Genomic DNA, 16,865 nt, shown 5'->3' on the forward strand with positions numbered 1-16,865 from the left:
CGGCCAAATTGGCTCAATATTTAAATCATCATGTAAACTGATTTGGAGTTGAGAAAATGAAAGAACTGCTTAAGACCTTTGAACAAAAGCAACCTGAGATCGTTTTCGAATGGAATGATGCCGAGACGGAGGCAAAGGGATGGCTCGTCATCAACTCCCTGCGCGGAGGAGCTGCCGGCGGCGGAACCCGGATGCGCAAAGGCCTCGACAAGCATGAGGTCGTTTCTCTCGCCAAAACGATGGAAATCAAGTTCGCCGTGTCCGGTCCGCAGATCGGGGGCGCCAAGTCCGGCATCGATTTCGACCCGGCGGACCCGCGCAAGGTTGATGTCCTCAAGCGTTGGTACAAGGCCGTGATGCCGCTGCTGAAGAATTATTACGGGACCGGCGGCGACATGAACATCTGTGAAGTGAAGGACGTTATCCCCATCACCGAGGGCTACGGCCTCTGGCATCCCCAGGAAGGCATCGTCAATGGGCACTTCCATCCCACCGACATGTTGCGAATTCAGAAGATCAGCCAGCTCCGCGGCGGCGTCAGTATGCCGGTGACCTCTCCCAAATACGCCCCCGACTCCAAGAAGAAGTATCTGGTCGCCGACCTGATTACCGGATGGGGCGTCGCTGAATCGGTCCGTCATCTGTACGGCTTCCGCAAGCAGGACCTTGAAGGCAAGCGCGTCATCGTCCAGGGATGGGGGAACGTGGGCGGAACCGCCGCCTACTATCTTGCCGCCAATGGTGCCAGGATAGTGGGCATCATCGACCGCAACGCCGGTCTGGTGAAAGAGGAGGGCCTGACCGTGGAAGAGGTCCGGGAACTGCTGCTCAAGCGGACCGGCAACACTCTCGTCGGGGACGACCTCCTCACTGCGGAAGAAACACAAGCCCGCGTATGGTCGGTCGGAGCGGACATTTTCCTGCCGTGCGCCGCTTCGCGTCTGGTCACGCGGGCGCAGGTGGAGACCATGAAGGACCACGGCCTCGAAGTCATAGCCTGCGGCGCAAACGTTCCCTTCATCGATGAAGACATCTTCTTCGGTGAAACGGCGGAGTACGCGGACAGCGTCGTCGACGTCATTCCCGATTTCATCGCCAACTGCGGCATGGCCCGCGCCTTCAACTATCTCATGAGCAACAAGGTCGACCTGGATGCGGACGCCATCTTCCAGGACGTGTCGGACACCATTCGCCACGCGCTTGAAGAGACCATGCAGCATGTGCCCGAGAGGAATCACCTGTCGGCGGCCGCAATGGAAAACGTCCTGCATAAACTGATGGCCTAGCGCGGCTCGTGTTCTCTTCCCCCCAATCATTCGGAGCCGCAGGCTTCAAACAGGAGATAGAGGTATGAACCCGATAAAACAACTTTGTACCGATGAGGCCGGAAAAGCCAACGTGCTGCAAGGCAACATCGCCTTTGCCGTGGGGTGTGTCCGTTCCGGCATACACGCCGTCGACGGCTACCCCGGGACCCCGTCCACCGAGGTCATAGACAAGGGCTTGAGCAACGTGCAGGACATGATAACCGTGGGCTGGTCCGTCAGCGAAGCGGTCGCGGCCTCCGTGGCGCACGGGCATTCCCTGGCCGGTGAGGACTGCGTCGTCACGATGAAGATTCCCGGACTGTTCCAGGCCGGCGACCCGTTTTCGAGCGCCGCGTTCTTCAACGGTGAAAGAGGGGCGCTCGTGTATTATCTGGCGTCCGATTTCACCCCGAGTTCCACCCAGCACCTGGTGGACCCCCGTCCCTTCATCAAAAGCTGCTTCACTCCCATTTTCGAGCCGCGCAATCATCAGGAAATGCATGAAGCGGCTGAAATAGCGGCGGATGTAAGCCGCAAGTACAAGACTCCTTGCGTCATTCTGGCCAGCGGGACCCTTTGCCATTCCGAAGGTCTCGTCCGCCTGTCGGACATCCGGAAGCGCGATCGCGTCCAGGTGGACACGCCGCTCAAAGCGTTCAACACGCTTCCTCCGCTCGCTCGCGGCAACTACGACAAGGTCGTTACCGAGCGAATTCCCGCCCTTGAGGAAATGGTTGCGAAAAGCGCGCTCAACAAATGGGAGAAGGGCGGCGGCAAGGTCGGCGTCATCACATGCGGTGCCAGTGAAATGATGGTCAGGGAATTGAAACAGTCGCTTGGGGAGGACATCGACATCCTTTCCCTCGGCTTCACATTCCCCTTGCCGGAGAGCCTGATCCGCGAATTCCACGGCTCCATCGACGGCGACGTCTACGTGGTGGAAGACGGCTATCGCTATCTGCAAGGCGAGCTGGAACGCATGGGACTGAAGGTGAAAGGGAAGAAGAGCGACGAGACGCTTACCGAGTGGACCCCGAGCTCCGTGGCGGGGCTCATGGGATACTGCCTGGAAAAGCCCATGGCCGCCAAGATCGCGCCCCTTGGCCGACCGCCCATGATCTGCGCCGGGTGTCCGTACCGTCTGTTCGGGGAAACCGTCCGCCAGATGAGGGCGAAAGGCCATATAGAGGCCGTGTTCGGCGACATCGGCTGCAACACCTTGCTCTACTTCATGGACGCTCTGGACACCAACGTGGCCATGGGCGCATCCGAAGGCAACCGCATGGGGTTTGTCCAAGCCGATCCCGGCAAGGCTGCAAAGTGCATTTCCCTTTTGGGCGACGGCACGGAGTGTCATTCCGGCATGGATGCGACCCGGAACACGGTTTTTCGCAAAGTCCCCGGCGTGAAGGTCATTCTCGACAATTACTGGACCGCCATGACGGGCGGGCAGCCCGGACCTACCTCTCCAGTCAATTTGGCGGGAGATGAGAACGTCTTCGATCTGCAAGCTTCCCTGGCGGCCCATGGCGCAACCGTCATGACGGTCAGCGGCTATGACCGCAAGGGCATTCGCAAGGGCCTGAAAGAGGCCCTCGCCCTGGCCGAGGAGGGTAAATTCGTGACCCTGGTCGTTACAGGGGCCTGCATCCGCAAGGTTCCCAAATCGGCCTGGGGCGTGAAAATGACCGTAGACGCGGACAAGTGCAAACGGTGCGGCATGTGTCAGATCTGCCCCGGCATCACCGCGGACAAGGATGGTTTGCCCTCCTTCAACAACCTCTGTTCCGGTTGCGTGAGCCAAAACGCCGCCTGCGGTCAGATGTGTCCTGTTGGAGCCATCTCCGTGGCCGAGCCGGTCAAGGCCGAAGCTGCCGTCCGCGTGGAGCTCCCCGAAGCTCCCGAAGAAATCGCCATGCCGAAAGCCGGTTCCTATGCAATGCCGGAAAAAATAGCCGTGGCCATCCGCGGCGTCGGCGGCCAGGGCAACCTGTTCTTCGGCAAGGCCCTGACGCAGTTCGCCTTTCTGGCGGGATACGGCGACACCAATGTCATCAAGGGCGAGACGCACGGCATGGCCCAGATGGGCGGTCCCGTCATCTCCACCTTCAGTTGCGGCAAGGTCGTTTCGCCCGTCCTGCTGCCCGGGACCGTCGACTGCCTTGTCTCCATGGAGATGAGCGAAGTGCTGCGCCCCGGGTTCGTGGACATGCTGCGTCCCGGCGGCACGGTGCTGATGGCGGAGACGCGGGTTCTGCCCTATGGCGTGGACGAATCCGCCTACCCGACACGCGAGGCCATTGCCGACGAGCTCAAGGCGTACAACGTTATCATCGTGGATGTGCTCAAGGCGGCGCTGGAATTGGGCGACGCCACCGGCCGCATCGCCAACGTAATCATGATGGGCGCTTTGTCGACGCTGTCGCCGTTCAATGGATTCCCGGAAGGACTGTGGCTTCAGGCTCTCAAGAATATCAGCCCGAAACCGGCCATCTGGACCGCCAACCACGCGGCGTTCAAGGCGGGGACGAGGCTTCTTTAACTCCCTTTCTGCGGCCGGGGCCACGCCCCGGCCGCATGTATTTCATGCACTCGCACCGTGAAGAATGAACAACCAAAAAGGTTTCACCATGGAATTACAGAATAGCGTCTCCATCGACTTTGACGCCATTACCGGCCTTTTCCGCTCCGCCAGAGAGGAAGGCCGCGACTATCTCCTTGAATACGAAGTATACAACCTGCTGGGCCGGTCGGGGGCGGAAACGCCTCCCAAGTGCATCCTGCTTCCCCGCGGAGCGCGTTCGTCCGATGACGAATTGAACGCTTTGCCCGGTGAGAAGGTCGTTCTCAAGATCGTTTCTCCTACCATCATCCACAAGACCGAGGTCGGCGGCGTCCGCATTGTTCCCAAGAATCCGGACAAAATCCGTTCGGCCGTTCGGAGAATGCTGTACGAGGTCCCGGAAAATTACGCGAATATGATAAATCTCGCCCCCGAGCACGCCCCCGCGGAATACCGGGGACTCGCCGGAGAGGAGTTGGTCGCCGCCATCAGCAGGGACCTCAAGGGCGTGCTCATGGTCCAGTTCATGCCGCCGGACTCCTCGGCGTTCGGCAATGAGCTCATTGTCGGCCTGCGCAATACGCGGGAATTCGGCATGGTCGTTTCGGCGGGCCTGGGCGGCACGGATACGGAACTTTATGCCGAACGCTTCCGCAAGGGGCAGGCCATCGTGGCGGCCTCCTGCGAGTTGATCGACGGCAACGCCTTCTTCGAACTTTTCCGCAAAACCATTTCCTACAGAAAGCTGGCGGGGCTGACCCGGGGGCAGCGTCGAGTCGTTACGGATGAGCAACTGGTGGAGTGCTTCTCCTCCTTCATTGAAATGGGCCGCCATTATTCCCCGACGAACCCGGACGCCGAATTCGTCATCAATGAAATGGAAATCAATCCATACGCCTTCACGGATTTCCTCATGGTTCCCTTGGACGGTATGTGCAAGTTCGGGACTCCCCGCGCGCGGGAAAACCAACGTCCCATCGCCAAGATCGACAATCTGCTGCACCCGAAAAAGATAGGCCTGATCGGCGCTTCCACCAAGCGCAGGAATTTTGGCCGCATCATTCTCGACAACGTCCTGGCCGAGGGATTCGCCAGGGAGGACATCTTCCTGCTTAGGGAGGGCGAGGACGAAATCGACGGCGTGAAGTGCTATCCGAACCTGGAGGCGCTGCCCGAAAAGATGGACATGTTCGTCGTGGCAGTGGGGGCGAATCAGGTGCCGGATTTGGTGGATGAAGTCATTCGTCTGGACGCCGCCAATGCCGTCATGCTTATCCCTGGCGGCATGGGCGAGACCGAAGAGAGCCGCGAGCGTGCGCAAAAAGTCATCGAGGCCATCGACGAGGCCCACGGGAACGGCGACGGCGGCCCGGTTTTTATCGGCGCAAACTGCATGGGCGTGGTTTCCCGTCCCGGCAACTATGACACCTGGTTTATCCCCGAGGAAAAGCTGCCCAAGGATCGCGAATCCACATATCGGCGCGCCGCGTTGGTGTCCCAGTCCGGCGCATTCATGCTGCATCGTTCTTCCCAGTGCCCGGAACTGAACCCCGCCTACATGATTTCCATGGGCAATCAGACCGACTTGACGCTGGGGGACATGGTCAAACACTTCAAGGATTCCGAAGAAGTGGATGTTATCGCCGTCTACGCTGAGGGATTCAACGATCTCGATGGGTTGGAATTTTGCACAGCAGTGCGGGAAGCCGTGCTGGCGGGCAAGGAGGTGGTTTTCTACAAGGCGGGGCGCACCCCCGAGGGTAAAACCGCGACCTCCGGACATACTGCCTCGCTGGCCGGTGATTACATGGTCTGCGAATCATGCGTACGGCAGGCCGGCGCGATTGTGGCCCGCAATTTCACGGAATTCCAGGACCTCTTCCTGCTGGCGGAGAACATGGCCGGTAAGCGCATCAACGGCAATCGTCTTGCGGCCGTATCCGGCGCGGGATTCGAAACCGTCGGCATGGCGGACTCCATTCAATCCGACGACTATCAGATGCAGTTGGCTTCGTTTTCCGAGGAGTCTCATCGAAAGATCACGGCGATCCTGGACGCCAAGAGGCTGTCCGGGCTTGTCACCGTACACAATCCTCTGGACATCAATCCTTCGGCCGACGACGAGGCCCATGCCGAGATTGCCGACATCCTCGCGCATGACGAGGGCGTCGATGCCGTCGTCATCGGGCTTGATCCGCTTTCCCCGGCCATGCACACGCTGTTGGAGACGGATGTCCCGGCCTTCGACATGAAGGCGGAAGACGGCATTGTGCCGCGCCTGGCTGAAATAGTCGGCCGCTGCGACAAGCCCGTTATCGGCGTCATAGACGGCGGCAGACTGTATGACCCCATGCGCGACGCGCTGAACAACAGCGGCGTGCCGATCTTCTCAGTGTGCGACCGAGCCGTGGCGGCATTGTCCCAATATATCGAAGCCCGTCTCTATGCGGAGGCCATCCGCATCGGGGTTGGCCGTTAATCGTCACCGGGGCGGCGGACAGTCTCCGCCGCCCTCCAAAAGCATATCCTCATCATGAAACGATCAGATATTATTGTTGCGGCAGCCGTTGTCGGCGTTCTCGCCTTTATGGGGCTGGTTCCCGGCGCGCTCGACATCTTTGCCTCTTTGAGCAGGCGCTACGGGTACGGCATGAGCTTCGTGAAGTTCGCCATACTGGCGACTTTCGGCGAATGCCTCGCCCTGCGCCTTACAACCGGCCGATACAGCAAGCCCGGGTTCGGGCTCCTTCCTAAAATGATCGTATGGGGAGGGCTGGGCATGTGCATCAACGCGGCCTTCACCATATTCACCGCGGGAACGCCCCATGTTCTCGCCTCGTTCGGGCTTTTACCGAGCGTCGACGGCTTGTCCTCCGGATCGCTGGGAACGAAGGCGGCCACTGCGTTCACCATCAGTTGCTTCACCAACATCATCTTCGCCCCCTGGATGATGACGTTGCACAAGATCACCGACACCCACATCCACGACACCGGCGGCACGCTCGCCGGTGCCCTGTCGCCCGTCGACATGGCGGGAATTCTCCAAAGGATGGATTGGGGGGTAATGTGGGGATTCGTTTTCAAGAAGACGATCCCGTTCTTCTGGATTCCCGCCCACACGATCACTTTCATGCTCCCCGCCGAGTTCCGCATTCTGTTTGCGGCCCTGCTGGGCATCGCCCTGGGCCTGATTCTCGCTTTCGCTGGCAGCAAGACGCCGGTTCGTGCGCGGGCATAGCGCTTGGCGGCGGCTTCATGAGTCTGTGAACGCGATCCCGCCGGATCGGCAGCTTTGCACCGGCCATTGGGCGAAGAACAGAACAACTTGGCCCTCGTCGGGCTTGTTCCGTTTGTCTGAAAAGGAGAGCGGTTGCCATTCCCGAACGGGAAAGAGAAAAACAGGACCGGAACGTTTTCGTTTCTGTCGCAGAAAAGCAGTTAGGCCGGGCAACCGGCCTAACTTGTTATGAAAAATGGTACCGGAGGAGGGGGTTGAACCCTCACGATCCTAAGGATCTCGGGATTTTAAGTCCCGTGTGTCTGCCATTCCACCACTCCGGCATATGGTCGGTATCCGCTCGGGGAAGGAAAATGCGAACCGGCCGGTTCAAGGACCGGCTTGTTTCGCCTATCGGATTTTCCCCCGGCGCGAGGTAGTTTCAGTATCGTGCAATCCTGCGGCGAGTCAATGCTTTTGGCCGTTTGTGGCCGGGCGGCGAGGCGAAGGGCGGCGTCGGCTTTATCGATGGGATGGATTGGAGTATTCTGTCCTCTCACAGGAGCGGGGAAATCCCGGCCGACAGCCGCAAACGGAGCGTGATATGGTCGTGAAGGACAACAAAATGGGCCTGTGGGGAGCGGTCTCCATCGGAGTGGGAGGCATGGTGGGCGGCGGCATATTCGCCGTGCTGGGATTGAGCGTGCAATTGGCGGGCGGCGGCACACCCGTCGCTTTCGCGCTGGCCGGACTGGTCGCCCTCGTCACCGCCTCCTCCTATGCGCGGCTGTCCGTGCGATACGCCGGGGCGGGCGGAACCGTGGTCTTCCTGGATCGGATTTTCGGCAACTCCATGCATGTGGGCGCGCTCAATGTGCTGCTGTGGTTTTCCTATGTCGTCATGCTCGCCCTCTATGCCCACGCCTTTGGCTCATACGGGGTCGTGTTCTTTCCGGAGAACACCGGTTGGCTGGTGCGGCACGGACTGATATCCCTGGCGATCATCGTGCCCGCAGTCCTGAATTTGACCAGCGCCAAAGTGGTCGGCAAGGCCGAGACCTACGTGGTGGTCGTCAAGATATCCATTTTGCTTTTCTTCCTGGCAGTCGGCGTCAAGGGCGTGGAGCCCGCGCGGCTGGCCCCGGACACCTGGGTTCCGATGCTGCCCCTGGTGGCGGGGGGAATGATTATCTTCGTGGCCTACGAAGGGTTCGAGCTCATTGCCAATACCGGCGCGGAAATCCGCGATCCCGAGCGGAACCTGCCGCTCGCCTTCTATCTATCCGTGGGCTTCGTGATCCTGCTTTATGTGGCCATCGCCGTCGTGGTGGTGGGCAACCTGCCGCTGGACGCCATCGCGGGGGCCCGTGACTACGCCTTGGCGGAAGCGGCCAGGCCGTTCCTGGGACAGACCGGTTTTACCCTCATCGCCGTAGCCGCGCTTCTGTCCACGTTCAGCGCGATCAACGCGACCCTCTACGGCTCCTCACGGCTTTGCTACACCATAGCCAAGGAAGGGGAACTGCCGGTTCAGCTTGAACGGCAGATGTGGGGCGCGCCCGCCGAGGGCCTATTGGTCACGTCCGCGCTCGCCCTCATTCTGGCCAACGTGGGCGATCTTTCTTTTATCTCCACCCTGGGCAGCGCGGGGTTCCTGTCCGTGTTCGCCGTGGTCAACGCGGCCAATTTCAAGGATGAGGACGCCGGGGCGGGCCGGACTCTGTCCGCCCTGGGCGTAGTGGCCTGCGCCGCCGCTTTCGGGGCCATGGTTTGGCAGAGCGTCGGCGACGATCCGGCCAATGCCTGGGTGCTGGCCGCGCTCTTCGGCGGCGCGGGCGTTCTGGAGGTGACCTACCGGACCCTCGGAACGAAGGGGCCGCGCAAGCGCCGCCGGGAAGCCCGGGTTACTCGCACGCTTTGAGGTAGTTCCGGTACAGCCTCGGGCTGATCCGCGAATATTGGTCGAAGTCGGATATCAGCTCCAGCCCGGGAACGATGGCCCGGACCACGGGAATGTTCAGGTCCCTGCGGGTCAGGTCCACGTATGTGGGCCGGTAGCCGTTGGCCAGGAGCGTCTTTTCCAGCACCATCACATCGCCCTCGGCGCTGCCCGTGGACATATCGGGCAGGTCCTCCAGGTTGCGGACGGGCAATCCTTCCGGCGCGGGGCCGCTCTTGGGGCCGGGGTAGGGGTAGGCCGTTTCGGTCATGGCCGAGATCAGGGCGGACTTGCCGTTCAGCGAACAGCCGCCGCCCTTGTTTACGTCGCCGTGCTTGCCGAGCACCACGGATTTGTAGCACGGCACGCCCAGTTCGGTGGTCATGTCCATGAACCAGACGTCGATGCCGTCCTCATGGTAGTTTTGCAGGAGCGAGCCGATTTCGGGGTCGCAGCTCCGCACGCGAAAACACCGTTTGGGGTCGAAAAGCTGTGTCGCGTCCGAGTCACGCTCGATGACTTCGGTGAGGGCCGCGGCCTTGGCTTCGAAGAGGGTGTTGCCCGAAGCGAGACCGGTGGAGCCCAGCGCGCTGAACAGGGTCTGTTCGTCCAGGTTGCAGAACAGGAACACGAATTGGGCCGGAACCAGAATGGGCTCGCCGCCGTGGCCGTGGCCCTCCATCCAGTGGAGTTTCTGGCCCGCATAGGGCACTTCCAGACGGATGTCGGCGGGGTTGACGGCGGGTGCGTCCAGTTCGTCGAAGGCGGCGAAGGTCAGCGGATACTCGCGGGCGTAGTTCAGCACTCCCTTGGGGCCGAAACTGGCGTAGGAGGAAAATCGTTCAGCCATTTCCATGGCGTAGGAGGCATCCGCCCGCTCCATGGAAAGCCCGCGTCCGTAGCAGGTCTGCAAGCCTTGCAGGGAGTTGGACAGGTTGCCGTTGACCGTGCGCGTCTTGACGGACCAGTGGCGAAGTCGGGCCACGGGCGACAGGGAGGCCCGGTGCTCCATGGCGGGACCCATGAAGGCGTCGGCCTTGTCCAAGGCGGGCAGGGCCGTGTCTATGGTTTCCTGCAACGGCCTGCGGGCCAGGGGCGCGGGAAGATCGCCGTCCATTTCGGCTCGGATCGTCGCGGCGTTCACCGGCTCGGTCGCGTCCAGCTCCTTCGCGTCGAAAAGCGGCTCGGGCGCGTCTTCCGGGGTCGGCAGGGGCGCGAGAGTGAAGATGTTGCGGCCGAAGATGCGGGCCCATTCCCTGTGCCGGGGCTGGTCTTCGAGTAGATGGGAACGGATGTGGATGGCCGGTGTATGGTCCAGCAAAAACTCGGGATCAACGCCGTCGAACAGGGGCAGGAGCCGGTTCAGCCGCTGGTGGCAGATGCACGCTTCAAACATGACTGCGGCGACCGCCGGATCGGATTCGCCTTTGTCGCGCATGATTTCCGTAATCATCTTTTCCAGCTTGCGCGGACGGAATTCCTTGAAGCCCTGGAGCACGAATTCGTGCATGTAGTCGTCGAAGGGATGGGCGCGGAGGTGGTCGAGCATCTCGTTGTGGCTCAGGTTCACGTCCGGCAGGGCGGCGAACATCCCCACCCCGAAATCCGTATTCATCATCTGCAATTTGTAGCGCATGGGCTTCCTCCGGTTTCCCGCTTCGTTTTTCGCCGCCGTTCCCGTGAGAAGGAGGGGCGCACAGGGCAAGGCGCTACGCTATGGCATTCCTCGATGGAGTACAAGGGCCGTTCCGGCGGGGGGATACATGAAGCGGCCGGGAAAGACGCCCCCTTCCCGGTCCATGGTCATCGAAGCGCGCGACCATGGACCGGGAAGAAATTGTCTTGACGATGCGGAAATGGAAACGGGCGGAGAAGTCCGCCTACGCCTTGGCGGACACGGCCAATTCCTCGGCCATGGGAAGCAGGGCGCGGCCGATGGCCGCAGCTCCGGCCGCATTGGGGTGCAGGCCGTCCAGCAGGGTCAGGGACGGGTCGCCCTGATACGGAGCGAGGATGTCCGGGAACAGGGGGAGGCCGTACCGCTCGGCCAGGGCCGGGAATACGGCTTCAAAGTCCGTCCGGTAGGCCTCGTCCGGATTGAGACCGGCGTTTACGCCCACCAACAGAACCGGAATGTTCCGCTTCCTGAACGCCTCGATAAGGAGGGCGAGCCGCGACTCGACATCCTCGGCCGGTTCGTCCAGAAAGCAATCGTTGGCCCCGAAGGCCAGGATCACGCCGTCCGGGTCGGCCTCGATCACCCGGTCAAGACGGCGCAGCCCGTCTTCGGCGGTATCGCCGGACACTCCGAAATTGAGACAGCGGGCGTCCACTCCCCGATCGCGCAGGGAGCGTTCCAGCACGGCGGGCAGGGCTTCGTCATGGGCGAGGCCGTAGCCTTCGGTCAGGCTGTCGCCGAAGCAGGCTATACGGAACGGGGAGGGCATGGCCTAGCCGTTGATCCAGAGCTTCACCCTGGCGGATTCCTCGGCCCAGTCCTTGCTCAGGCGCAGGTTGAGGAATTGGGTGTAGGCCACGTCGATCATTTCGAGGCAACGCTCCAGCAGGAACATTTTTTCCAGGAACTTGGCGTCCGGGTCGTCGCCCTCGTCGTCCTTGGTGTTGATCTTCGGAGTCTTCAGGCCGGACAGGCCGAAGTCCGTGGAGTTGACCGTGACCAGCCATTCGTCCTCGTCCATGGAGAAGAGCAGTTGCGCCTTGTTGACCTTTTTGCCGGTACGCAGGCCGGTCTTGGCCTCGGACAGTTCGCCGGCCGGGCTGGATACCGTGGCCGTGGCCTTGGTTTCGCCCTCGCCGCCCTGAACGGAGACTTTCTGCTCCATTTGCAGGGTGAAGGTCCGGTTGTCTTCGAGCTTGAAGAGCACGGTATCCTGGTCTGTCTTGAACCAGAGCCAGGTCAGGAAGTCCTGGCCGAGCAGTGTGTTTTCGCGTTCAACGAGTGAAAGATCCATGGCGTGCTCCTAAACGAAGATGGTCGGGTCGAGGTTTTCCAGCCTGGGCGCGGCGTCTTCGCCGAGGATGTCCATGGCCATGAAGAACGGGGTCAGCGGTTCCAGGTGGAGGTCGAAGGTCAGGGTGAAATGGTCTTCGAACAGGGAACGGACCTTGGCGTTGGTGGTGGACAGGTAAATCCGGTTGGCGGTCGGGTTCCAGATGATGTCGAAGACCGCCGGGATGGGCAGGGTGCGGGCGCGAAGCTTGAGGGCTACCTGTTCCTTGATCTCGCGTTTGCGGTCGCGGGAGACGAAGTTCTTGCCCTGCTCCTTGTTGTACGCGAGTTCCTTGTTCACCGCGATGGTGTTGTGCTTCTTGAGCACGGAAGGCGGGATGCGCCGGGTGTCCAGCCGCAGGGAGAAGGCGAAATAGTTGGCCTTTTCCGGCGGCGACACGGTCCAGTTCATGTCCAGCATGTCGTCGAGGTTGGTCCATCCGAAGGAACGCTCGTCGGCTGTGCCGTCGATGTCCACCATGCAGAATTGCCTCAGTTTTTCAGGCACCTGCTGAAGAAGTTCGGTAGGCACGTCTTCTATGATGCGGTATCGTGTCAGCCCGAGGCTGGAAGATAGAATGCTCAATTCAGGGCTCCTTGGGAGTTCATGTTCCGGGACCCATTCAGGTAAAACCTCTTGGCCTTCGTGTAAAGCGGATTTAGCTGGGGGAAGACGGCCGCCGTCTTTCGCGTTCCCTTGTTTTCCAGGAGTTTCGCGGCTATGCTCAAGGCTAAAAATCAGGAGAATATCATGTCCAACAACGGGTTGCCGGAATTGATAGCGTATCTGGAAAAAGTGAGCGGCGAGGTCGGGCGCATCGAGGCGGAAGGAGAGCGCGCTTTGGCCGGTGAGGGACAGGCCGCCTTCCAGGCCTGCCTGGAACGGAAGGCAGGGTTGCTGGCCGGACTGGCTGAAAACGCAGGGGAATTCGTGGAGGAGATACCCGGAACGCTGGGCGACGATATAGCCGAGCGGCTTGAGCGGTTCTCCGCGAGCGCGGCGACGGCCCTTCGCATCGGCAGCGTCTTTTTCATGACGGCGCTGCTCTATCCCGAGGATCACAAGCCGGGCGAGCCCAATGACCTGGAGGCGTATATTGCTGAATTGCGGGCGCTGAACGGGGGCGAGGGCTAGCTTTTCGTCCCCCTGGCGGCGACCCTGCGGGCGGCGAGCTGTTTTTCGCCTTCCAGGACGAGGTGGTCAACCGCTTCTTCCTGCTTCCGGTCCATGTCCTTGAATATGCAGCCGACCACGCCGCGTTCGTGGCGCACGACTTCGCAAGGGACGCTCTCAACCACTCGCCCGCCGTCCAAGAGCAAATCCATTTTGATCTTTGCTCCGGTCTTGATTCGGGGTTTCTCAAAGCGGAAGCCCAGGCCGGACGAGCTGATGTCCGTCACCGGATACGTCTTGCCCAACCGGGGGATGAAGACGGCAAGCCCCTTGACCGTGACGCGGAACGCCTTGCGCTTGGTGATCCTGCCGTCCTTTATGGTGATGCTGAAACCGAGGGCGGCATCGTCGATCGGCTTGGAGTGGGAACTTTCGTTTTCGTGGGACGTTACGGACGGCGGCGCGGCCTTCTTGCTGCCTTTGCGGTCGGTTGCCGCAAGTTTGACCGTATCGGGCGCGGCCTGAGGACGGTCTTTCCCGGATCGGGAGAATATCTTGCCCAGAGAGTTGAGAATGCCCATGCGCTGTCGTTTGTTGAAGGGTTTCGCGTCTGTCGCCGATATTAGGCCAAAGCCCGGATTCTGACAAGCGAACGGCAGCGGGGACTATCGCGGCGGGGAGCCTGCCGTCTGTCCGCGCCAAGCGGGGGACGGTTGCGGTTCCGTTGCGCGGCGGAGGAATCGCCCAAATGGCGATATGGGGTTGACAACAAGCCTGTTCGAGGGGCAATAAGGTATATCTTTCAAGTAAATTGGGCGATCGAGGAGGAATAACATGATTGGCGAACTGCTTCACGGCATGACTCAGAGCACCGGTGCCGGATTTGTCGGCGTGTCCCTGATTTTCATTTATCTGGCCTGGATTCTCGCCATCGGCGTCATCCGCGTGCGCGAGGCCATGCACGACAGCCACCACTAGAACGCAGGAAAACGCGGTTTTCGAATCGCGTATCCGACTCTATTTTTGAGAAGCCGCTTCCCTTTGTCGGGGGAAGCGGCTTCGTCGTTTTCAAGATTCGGGAGGGCCGATCAGAACATGCCCTGAGCTTCCTTGGCCACCTCCATGAGGTAGCGGCCATAGTCGTTGTTGCTCATTTCCGAGGCCAGCCGCATGAGCTGGTCGCGTGAGATGAAGCCCATGCGGTAGCCGATCTCCTCGGGGCTGGAGATGACGTATCCCTGCCGGGCCTGGACCGCGCGCACGAAGCCGGACGCCCCGTGCAGCGACTCGTGGGTGCCCATGTCGAGCCAGGCGTAGCCCCGGCCCAAGGTCTGGACCTCCAGGTCGCCGCGTTCGAGGTAGAGCTTGTTGATGTCCGTGATTTCAAGCTCCCCGCGTGCCGACGGCTTGAGCGAGCGAGCCATGTCGATGACGTCGTTGTCGTAGAAGTAGAGGCCCGTGACGGCGTATTTCGATTTGGGATTGGCCGGTTTTTCCTCGATGGAGAGCGCCTTGAAGTTCTTGTCGAATTCCACCACGCCGTAGCGCTCCGGGTCCTTGACCATGTAGGCGAAGACCAGGCCGCCCTTTTGGAGTCGGCCTGCGGATTTCAGGATGGAGCCGAGGCCGTGGCCGTGGAAAATGTTGTCGCCCAGCACCAGGCAGACGTTGTCGCCGCCGATGAACTCCTCGCCGATGAGAAACGCCTGGGCCAGCCCTTCCGGTTTGGGCTGCTCGCGGTAGCTCAGGTTCAGGCCGAGTTGGGAGCCGTCGCCGAGGAGCTTTTGGAAATTGGGCAGGTCGTGGGGGGTGGAGATTATCAGTATGTCCCGGATGTCCGCCAGCATCAGGGTGGACAGGGGGTAGTAGATCATCGGCTTGTCGTAAACGGGCAGCAGTTGCTTGCTGACTACCCTGGTCAGCGGATGGAGCCGGGTGCCGGAGCCGCCTGCTAGGATGATGCCTTTCATGTATGCCTCTGAGTGCTTTGATTTACTTCGATTTCGAGTTAGGATACATCCCAACTGCGTGAATGTTGCCTTACTATAGGGCCGGGATAAAAGCAAAAGCAACAGGCCCGGGCGCATCCTCAATACAAGGTGTAGATAATGTATCCGTATTTTCAATATTCCGGCGGCATCCTCCCCGCGTTGCTTCTTCTGGTGGCGCTTTTCTTTCTGTTCGTCTTTTTGCCCGTGTCTCTGGTGGCCGACGCCTTTTCCAAGCTGGGGCTGACCCCGGCACAGGGAGTGCTCATGTTCATCGCTATCCTGCTCGGGCGCATGGTCAATATTCCGGTCCATACCAGCGAGCGTCTGGTGGTGGTCAGCAAGCCCCGCACCGTCAGCTTCGGCATGGACGAGGGCGGCCGTCCCGTGCGCATCGAGGCGGGTGGTGAGAGCGAGCTGAAGAAGCAGGTTTTCGCCATCAATGTGGGCGGTTTTCTCATGCCCCTGCTTTTGAGCATTACCTTCATCATACGCCAGCACATGATTTTTCAGGCGGACGGGGTGTACCCGTGGATCGGTTTCGTCATGCTCATGGTCGCGGGCGGGTGCTACGCCATGTCCAAGCCCGATCCGTTCACCGGCATACGCATCCCCCTGGTTCTGCCCGCCCTGATAACCTTCCTGTGCGTATATTTCTTCGTGCCCCAGGAGTACCGCCCCGTGGCCGCCTATGTGGCCGGAACCATGGGGGCCGTGCTCGGCGGCAATATCGTCCCGCTTCTGGTGCCGCGCACCCGCAACCAGGTGGGCACGCCGTTGGTCTCAATCGGCGGTCCCGGCACTTTCGGCGGCGTGTTCGTGGCCGGTATCCTGTCGGTTCTGTTGGCCTGATAGGCAAAGGAGAATCATGTCCTGCAAGAATCTGAATCTGCGGCTGGCGGCCCCCGTACAACGGGGCGGTCTTATTCATCTTTGTTCCGCCGCCGGGGGAGCTTTTCCCGCCCCCCTGGTCATGGATGCGATTCGTCCCGGCCTGCGCGCGGGCGACCGGCTGACCGGAGAGGGCGGCGCATTCCTGGTCCGTTCGTCGGGATGGCTGCCCGGGGGGGCGGAAGCCGCGTCCCGTCCCCTGTATCTCGTCGAGGCCCTCGACGACATGACGCCTGGCGAAGGCCGTTTCGAAGTTTCGCGCACCGGCTACGCCCTGGCGTGGATCACCCTGAGCGACAAGGGGGCCAGGGGCGAGCGGGTGGACGAGTCCGGCCCGCTGGTGGGCAGACTCGTGGCGGAGGCCTTGGAACTGAATTGCGTGCAGGGATTCGTCATCCCGGACGAGGAGGGTGAGCTCAAAGCCCTCCTGGCCGATCTGGCCCTGACCCAGGGCTTCGATCTCATCCTGACCACGGGCGGCACCGGAGTAGCTCCTCGGGACGTCTCTCCCGAAGCTACACTGGCGGTCATCGAGAAAAGGCTGCCGGGCTACGAGCGGGCCATGACCGCGGCCAGTCTGGCCAAGACCCCGCAAGGGGCCATTTCCCGCGCCGTGGCCGGAACCCTGGGGCGCGCGGTCATCGTCAACATGCCGGGCAGTCCCAAGGCTGTGGCCGAATGCCTCGCGCCGCTGCTGCCGACCTTCCGCCACACATTGGAGAAGCTTCAGGGCGATCCGTCCGACTGTGCTGTGTTGCGCCGCGATTGACCTTTGGGGTTGCAGCCAGCAAAGAGAGTTGATAAATAGTTGGATTGATGATTGTTGATGGTTCAAC

Annotated in this window: 15 protein-coding genes and 1 tRNA gene; 9 read left to right on the plus strand and 7 right to left on the minus strand. The window is 61.0% G+C overall.

What is annotated here, in order from left to right; translation table 11 throughout:
• The first annotated feature begins 56 nt into the window (after positions 1–56).
• From PSN43_RS08030 to PSN43_RS08045, 4 genes are all read left to right on the plus strand, one after another.
• Positions 57–1,286, plus strand: a complete 1,230-nt coding sequence (locus PSN43_RS08030) for a Glu/Leu/Phe/Val dehydrogenase dimerization domain-containing protein (protein WP_272700207.1) — start codon at positions 57–59, stop codon at positions 1,284–1,286.
• A gap of 64 nt (positions 1,287–1,350) precedes the next feature.
• Positions 1,351–3,849 carry a 2-oxoacid:acceptor oxidoreductase family protein gene (locus PSN43_RS08035; protein ID WP_272700208.1) on the plus strand — a complete coding sequence of 833 codons (2,499 nt, stop codon included), beginning with the start codon at positions 1,351–1,353 and terminating at the stop codon, positions 3,847–3,849.
• Positions 3,850–3,937: 88 nt separating this feature from the next.
• Positions 3,938–6,349, plus strand: a complete 2,412-nt coding sequence (locus tag PSN43_RS08040; RefSeq protein ID WP_272700209.1) for an acetate--CoA ligase family protein — start codon at positions 3,938–3,940, stop codon at positions 6,347–6,349.
• 54 nt (positions 6,350–6,403) lie between these two features.
• A complete protein-coding gene (locus PSN43_RS08045) occupies positions 6,404–7,108 on the plus strand; it encodes a hypothetical protein (protein ID WP_272700210.1) in 705 nt (234 codons plus the stop codon).
• Between the two features lie 236 nt (positions 7,109–7,344).
• On the opposite strand, the gene PSN43_RS08050 is transcribed toward PSN43_RS08045, so the two are convergent.
• A tRNA-Leu gene (locus PSN43_RS08050) sits at positions 7,345–7,431 on the minus strand.
• A gap of 260 nt (positions 7,432–7,691) precedes the next feature.
• On the opposite strand from PSN43_RS08050, the gene PSN43_RS08055 reads away from it, so the two are divergent.
• Positions 7,692–9,008, plus strand: coding sequence for an APC family permease (locus PSN43_RS08055; RefSeq protein ID WP_272700211.1), 1,317 nt, complete (start codon positions 7,692–7,694; stop codon positions 9,006–9,008).
• On the opposite strand, the gene PSN43_RS08060 is transcribed toward PSN43_RS08055, so the two are convergent.
• The 4 genes from PSN43_RS08060 to PSN43_RS08075 form a co-directional block, all read right to left on the minus strand.
• Complete coding sequence (locus tag PSN43_RS08060) at positions 8,992–10,662, minus strand: YcaO-like family protein (RefSeq protein WP_272700212.1); 1,671 nt, start codon at positions 10,660–10,662, stop codon at positions 8,992–8,994. The genes PSN43_RS08055 and PSN43_RS08060 overlap by 17 nt on opposite strands.
• Before the next feature lie 244 nt (positions 10,663–10,906).
• A complete protein-coding gene (locus PSN43_RS08065; protein WP_272700213.1) occupies positions 10,907–11,473 on the minus strand; it encodes a GDSL-type esterase/lipase family protein in 567 nt (188 codons plus the stop codon).
• A 3-nt stretch (positions 11,474–11,476) separates the two neighbouring features.
• Positions 11,477–11,998 carry a hypothetical protein gene (locus PSN43_RS08070; protein ID WP_272700214.1) on the minus strand — a complete coding sequence of 174 codons (522 nt, stop codon included), beginning with the start codon at positions 11,996–11,998 and terminating at the stop codon, positions 11,477–11,479.
• Between the two features lie 9 nt (positions 11,999–12,007).
• On the minus strand, positions 12,008–12,622 hold the full coding sequence (locus tag PSN43_RS08075) for a recombination-associated protein RdgC (RefSeq protein ID WP_272700215.1): 615 nt from the start codon (positions 12,620–12,622) through the stop codon (positions 12,008–12,010).
• 135 nt (positions 12,623–12,757) lie between these two features.
• On the opposite strand from PSN43_RS08075, the gene PSN43_RS08080 reads away from it, so the two are divergent.
• A complete protein-coding gene (locus PSN43_RS08080) occupies positions 12,758–13,171 on the plus strand; it encodes a hypothetical protein (protein WP_272700216.1) in 414 nt (137 codons plus the stop codon).
• Here the strand turns inward: PSN43_RS08080 and PSN43_RS08085 are convergent.
• Positions 13,168–13,731: a PilZ domain-containing protein gene (locus PSN43_RS08085; protein WP_272700217.1), complete on the minus strand. Its 564-nt coding sequence runs from the start codon at positions 13,729–13,731 to the stop codon at positions 13,168–13,170. The two genes, PSN43_RS08080 and PSN43_RS08085, sit on opposite strands and share 4 nt — an antisense overlap.
• A 253-nt stretch (positions 13,732–13,984) precedes the next feature.
• Here PSN43_RS08085 and PSN43_RS08090 point away from each other — a divergent pair, with 253 nt between their 5' ends.
• Positions 13,985–14,128 carry a hypothetical protein gene (locus PSN43_RS08090; RefSeq protein WP_272700218.1) on the plus strand — a complete coding sequence of 48 codons (144 nt, stop codon included), beginning with the start codon at positions 13,985–13,987 and terminating at the stop codon, positions 14,126–14,128.
• A gap of 110 nt (positions 14,129–14,238) precedes the next feature.
• On the opposite strand, the gene rfbA is transcribed toward PSN43_RS08090, so the two are convergent.
• Positions 14,239–15,120 (minus strand): glucose-1-phosphate thymidylyltransferase RfbA, encoded by an 882-nt coding sequence (gene rfbA, locus PSN43_RS08095; RefSeq protein ID WP_272700219.1) that lies wholly within the window; start codon positions 15,118–15,120, stop codon positions 14,239–14,241.
• A gap of 138 nt (positions 15,121–15,258) precedes the next feature.
• On the opposite strand from rfbA, the gene PSN43_RS08100 reads away from it, so the two are divergent.
• On the plus strand, positions 15,259–15,990 hold the full coding sequence (locus PSN43_RS08100) for a DUF1614 domain-containing protein (protein WP_272700220.1): 732 nt from the start codon (positions 15,259–15,261) through the stop codon (positions 15,988–15,990).
• A gap of 16 nt (positions 15,991–16,006) precedes the next feature.
• On the plus strand, positions 16,007–16,798 hold the full coding sequence (locus PSN43_RS08105) for a MogA/MoaB family molybdenum cofactor biosynthesis protein (protein ID WP_272700221.1): 792 nt from the start codon (positions 16,007–16,009) through the stop codon (positions 16,796–16,798).
• The last annotated feature ends 67 nt before the right edge of the window (positions 16,799–16,865 follow it).

The organism is Desulfovibrio sp. Fe33 (assembly GCF_028532725.1).
Classification (GTDB): domain Bacteria; phylum Desulfobacterota; class Desulfovibrionia; order Desulfovibrionales; family Desulfovibrionaceae; genus Pseudodesulfovibrio.

Bases quoted from the DNA above. Each gene is read 5' to 3' on its own strand.
- rfbA (WP_272700219.1), bottom strand. From the start codon at position 15,120: ATGAAAGGCATCATCCTAGCAGGCGGCTCCGGCACCCGGCTCCATCCG.
- PSN43_RS08040 (WP_272700209.1), top strand. From the start codon at position 3,938: ATGGAATTACAGAATAGCGTCTCCATCGACTTTGACGCCATTACCGGC.
- PSN43_RS08055 (WP_272700211.1), top strand. From the start codon at position 7,692: ATGGTCGTGAAGGACAACAAAATGGGCCTGTGGGGAGCGGTCTCCATC.
- PSN43_RS08100 (WP_272700220.1), top strand. From the start codon at position 15,259: ATGTATCCGTATTTTCAATATTCCGGCGGCATCCTCCCCGCGTTGCTT.
- PSN43_RS08090 (WP_272700218.1), top strand. From the start codon at position 13,985: ATGATTGGCGAACTGCTTCACGGCATGACTCAGAGCACCGGTGCCGGA.
- PSN43_RS08080 (WP_272700216.1), top strand. From the start codon at position 12,758: ATGCTCAAGGCTAAAAATCAGGAGAATATCATGTCCAACAACGGGTTG.
- PSN43_RS08070 (WP_272700214.1), bottom strand. From the start codon at position 11,998: ATGGATCTTTCACTCGTTGAACGCGAAAACACACTGCTCGGCCAGGAC.
- PSN43_RS08085 (WP_272700217.1), bottom strand. From the start codon at position 13,731: ATGGGCATTCTCAACTCTCTGGGCAAGATATTCTCCCGATCCGGGAAA.
- PSN43_RS08035 (WP_272700208.1), top strand. From the start codon at position 1,351: ATGAACCCGATAAAACAACTTTGTACCGATGAGGCCGGAAAAGCCAAC.
- PSN43_RS08065 (WP_272700213.1), bottom strand. From the start codon at position 11,473: ATGCCCTCCCCGTTCCGTATAGCCTGCTTCGGCGACAGCCTGACCGAA.
- PSN43_RS08030 (WP_272700207.1), top strand. From the start codon at position 57: ATGAAAGAACTGCTTAAGACCTTTGAACAAAAGCAACCTGAGATCGTT.
- PSN43_RS08105 (WP_272700221.1), top strand. From the start codon at position 16,007: ATGTCCTGCAAGAATCTGAATCTGCGGCTGGCGGCCCCCGTACAACGG.
- PSN43_RS08060 (WP_272700212.1), bottom strand. From the start codon at position 10,662: ATGCGCTACAAATTGCAGATGATGAATACGGATTTCGGGGTGGGGATG.
- PSN43_RS08045 (WP_272700210.1), top strand. From the start codon at position 6,404: ATGAAACGATCAGATATTATTGTTGCGGCAGCCGTTGTCGGCGTTCTC.